Annotated in this window: 1 protein-coding gene and 1 pseudogene; one reads left to right on the top strand and one right to left on the bottom strand. The window is 70.7% G+C overall.

The genetic code is table 11. From position 1 onward, the window contains the following. Positions 1–43 precede the first annotated feature (43 nt). Positions 44–772, top strand: coding sequence for a hypothetical protein (locus tag AC31A1_RS51840; protein WP_489659983.1), 729 nt, complete (start codon positions 44–46; stop codon positions 770–772). 76 nt (positions 773–848) lie between these two features. Here the strand turns inward: AC31A1_RS51840 and AC31A1_RS51835 are convergent. Continuing rightward, a pseudogene (locus AC31A1_RS51835) lies at positions 849–1,033 on the bottom strand (hypothetical protein); the annotation flags it as partial.

Genomic DNA, 1,033 nt, shown 5'->3' with positions numbered 1-1,033 from the left:
GAGTTGGGCAAGCCGGACGCGCCGGTTCGGAGGGAGAGCGGACGTGTCTGACGAACTCTCCAAGGATGAAGTCTCCGCCACGGAAGTCTCCGCCGCCGAACTCTCCACCGCTCTGCACGAGGTGGCGGCACATCACGAGACCTTCCCCGCCCTCACCGGCGCCGAGGTCCGCGGCCGTGCCGTGCGCCGGGGGCGCCGCCGTAGGGCGGGCGTGCTGGGCGCGGGCGCGGTGGCCCTCGCCCTCGTCGCCTTCGCGCTGACCGTGGGTTTCACGCACTCCGCAGGGGACGGGAACGGGAACGGGCGTCAGCTCCCGGCCGCCACACACGCCGACCCCGTCCCGTCACCCCGCGTCACCTCGGCCGGGGTGTCAACTCCCGTACCGCGCGCGCCCGCCACCGGCTCGGTCGTCCTCGGCAAGCGTGTCCTGATCGTCGGGAGCCGGGTCATGCCGATGACCTCCGGCCCGCCCGACAACCCCAAGCCGGCCGGGCCGTTGACCGTCTACAAGAAGCACGAGACGAAGGTCGTGACCGTCACCGACCTGGCCGGCGGAGTCGCCTACACCACGGTGATCTCGCTCGCGGTCGAACTGCGCGACACCGACGGCCAACCGGTCTACGTCGGCATCGCGTTCTCCTCCAAAGAGAAGAGCACCGGCAAGCAGGACACCGGCGCCGGCTGGATCGGCCTGGACTCGGCCGACGCCAAGTGGTTCTACGAGGACGCGAAGATCGGGAGCGTTCTGTCGGTCACGCGCGCCGTGTCCTGAACGCCGAGATGACCGACGGAAAACTGACAACCAGCGGATCCCGGACTGCCGACTGCCCACCGCTTACCCCCTCGGTTTACCCCCTCGGTCCCACGAGGGCATAGGCCGCAGTGCCAACGCCCGCCGGGGCGAAGAACATGAACGACAGCCAGGCGAACGGCAGTGTCCAGGCATACCGCCCGCCCGAGAGCGCCCCACCCAGGGCGGCAAGCCCGGTCGGTCCCGCGCTGTCCCGCACGACGAACTCAGTGGCGGCTGCCC

The sequence above is a fragment of the Streptomyces sp. P5F9 genome, from assembly GCF_057961495.1.
This window is presented reverse-complemented; position numbering and strand designations above follow the sequence as displayed.